This window comes from Streptomyces sp. AP-93 (genome assembly GCF_022808175.1).
Classification (GTDB): domain Bacteria; phylum Actinomycetota; class Actinomycetes; order Streptomycetales; family Streptomycetaceae; genus Streptomyces.
Genome location: NZ_JALGBX010000065.1, coordinates 1 through 2991, shown reverse-complemented (window position 1 = coordinate 2991; position 2991 = coordinate 1). Strand labels below are relative to the sequence as shown.

The window sequence follows — 2991 nt, the reverse complement described above, 5'->3', positions numbered from 1 at the left end:
TCCTCGGGCACAAAGCTGTCTTGGACGACTGCCTGTACCAACGAGCTCCGTTGCACTGCGTCAGAAATCCTTCAACACCCCTTGCGTGACCTGCGAAAACGCTAACTACCCGGCCTTGGGCCTTGACCCCGGATTCTGGACACCGGAGACACTTGGATCTTGATGGTCCAGGAGAACGGAGTCCTCGTGGGGATGAAGCACTATCCCGCCGAGTTCAAAGCGGACGCGGTCGCGTTGTACCGGTCGAGGCCAGGAGCGACGATCAAGTCGGTCGCCGGTGATCTCGGGGTGAACACCGAGACGCTGCGGAACTGGATCCGGGCTGCCGACGGCCGGCGATCCGGCACCCACTCCGAGCCGCCGGCCGCCTCGCGGGCCGGCGGCGACGCCGTTCAGGCGGAGCTGGCCGCGGCCCGCAAGAGGATCCGTGAGCTTGAGGAAGAGCGGGATATTCTCCGCAAGGCGGCCCGGTATTTCGCGACGGAGACGCGCTGGTGAACCGCTACCAGTTCGTTGATGATCACCAGCGCCGACACGGCGTGAAGCGGCTCTGCGACATCCTCGGCCTGGCCCGCTCGAGCTTCTACTACTGGCGCCGCACCGCAGCCGCGCGGACTGCCCGCCAGGCCGTCGAGGCCGAGCTCGCTGCCCGGATACGCGAGGTCCACCAGGACTCCGACGGCACCTACGGAGCCCCCAGGATCACCGCCGAGCTCCGCGACGAGGGCGGCCAGGTGGTCAACCACAAGCGCGTCGCGAGGATCATGCGGACCATCGGGCTGGAGGGAGTTCGCCTGCGCCGCCGGCACCGCACCACGCTCGCGGACCAGGCCGCGGCGAAGGCGCCGGACCTGATCGGCCGTGACTTCACCGCCACCGCGGTGAACAGAAGGTACGTCGGCGACATCACATACCTGCCGGTCAGCGGCACGAAACCGCTCTACCTCGCAACCGTCATCGACCTTGCCTCACGCCGGCTGGCCGGGTGGGCCATCGCCGACCACATGCGGACAAAGCTCGTCATCGACGCCCTCACGGCCGCCGAGCGAACCCGCGGGAACCTGGCCGGATCGATCATGCACACCGACCACGGATCCCAAGGCGGATTCAATTGGTCGTCGCAACACCTTGATCACTGAGGTGCGCGATGGGGCGAGGCGAGAAGGAAATGCTGAAGGTGCCTGCGGGTGGGCGACGGCAGTGGGCGGCGGATCGGGCGATGCGACCGCCGATGCGTTCGCCAGGCCGGCCGGAGCCGTCTCGGGCAGTGCAGCGCCACTTCTGGCGGCGGATCGCGTCGGGAGTGACGACGGCAGAGGCCGCGCTGGCTGTGGGTGTTTCATGTCCGGTCGGAACACGGTGGTTCCGTCACGCTGGCGGCATGCCGCCGATCAGCCTGGACGAGCCCACCGGCCGCTACCTTTCGTTCGCTGAGCGTGAGGAGATCGCGCTGCTGCACGCCCAGGAGATCGGCGTGCGCGAGATCGCCCACAGGATCGGACGCAACCCGGGCACGATCTCACGCGAACTGCGCCGCAACGCGGCGACCCGGAGCGGCAGACCGGTCTACCGGGCCCTGGTGGCGCAGTGGAAGGCGCAGCAGGCCGCGAAGCGTCCGAAGACAGCGAAGCTCGCAGGCAACGACAGGTTGCGCGAGTACGTGCAGGAGCGGCTCGCCGGCAGTGTCCATCGATCCGACGGCACGATCGTCACCGGGCCCAAGACGCGCCCCTGGAAGGGATTGAACAAGCCGCATCGGCAGGACAGGCGATGGGCGACGGCGTGGAGCCCGGAGCAGATCTCGCACCGGCTCCGGGCCGACTTCCCCGATGATGAGTCCATGCGCATCAGCCACGAAGCGATCTACCAGGCGCTCTTCATCGAGGGCCGTGGCGCGCTCAAGCGGGAACTGGTCGCCTGCCTGCGGACCGGCCGGGCGCTGCGGACTCCCCGTGCACGGTCGCAGAACAAGCCTCAGGGGCATGTCACCGCGGACGTCATCCTCAGTGAACGCCCCGCCGAGGCCGGGGACCGTGCGGTCCCCGGACACTGGGAAGGAGATTTGATCATCGGGACGGGCCGCTCCGCGATCGGAACGCTTGTCGAGCGCAGCAGCCGCTCCACGCTCCTGGTGCACCTGCCGCGGCTCGATGGGCTGGGGTGAGAGTCCGCCGGTGAAGAACGGTCCCTCGCTCGGGGGCTATGGCGTAATCGCGATGAATACGGCGCTTACGGCATCGATGGCGCAGCTGCCCGAGCAGCTACGCAAAACCCTCACGTGGGACCGCGGGAAGGAACTCTCCGGTCATGCCCAGTTTGCTCTCGATACCGGGACGAAGGTGTTCTTCGCCGATCCGCACTCGCCCTGGCAACGACCGACGAACGAGAACACGAACGGCCTGCTGCGTCAGTATTTCCCGAAGGGCACTGACCTCTCCCGCTGGTCGTCCACGGACCTCGAAGCCGTCGCCGTGGCAATCAACAACCGGCCCCGCAAGGTCCTCGGCTGGCGGACGCCGGCCGAGGTCTTCGAAGAGCAGCTACGCTCGTTGCAACAGCCCAGTGTTGCAACGACTGGTTGAACTCGCCCAATACACAAGCAGGGCATTCGCTGAAATCTGCAGGTCAGCAGGGGTCCGCCAGAGCATGGGCGCCATCGGCTCCAGCGCCGACAACGCCGCCGCGGAAAGCTTCAATGCCGCCTTCAAGAGAGAGACGCTCAAAGGCCGGAAGGCCTGGTCGAGCGAGCGTGAGGCCAGGCTCGACGCCTTCCGCTGGCTGACCCGATACAACACCCGCCGCCGGCACTCCAGCCTCGGCCAGCGGTCCCCGATCGCCTACGAGAACGCCCTCCAGCGAGCAGCAACTACCCTGACCCAAGCCGCATAGACGTGTTCAACATTTGGGGTCAAGGCCCAAGGCCGGGTAGTTAGCGTTTTCGCAGGTCACGCAAGCCTGTTGAAGGATTTCTGACGCAGTGCAACGGAGCTC

At 66.9% G+C, this 2991-nt stretch carries 3 pseudogenes; all 3 read left to right on the top strand.

From position 1 onward, the window contains the following. Positions 1 to 186: 186 nt before the first annotated feature. Positions 187 to 1100, top strand: a pseudogene (locus MTF69_RS42580) (IS3 family transposase); the annotation flags it as partial. Positions 1101 to 1168: 68 nt separating this feature from the next. Beyond that, positions 1169 to 2582 (top strand): annotated as a pseudogene (locus tag MTF69_RS42575) (IS30 family transposase). A gap of 4 nt (positions 2583 to 2586) precedes the next feature. Then, a pseudogene (locus MTF69_RS42570) lies at positions 2587 to 2889 on the top strand (integrase core domain-containing protein); the annotation flags it as partial. Positions 2890 to 2991: the final 102 nt, after the last annotated feature.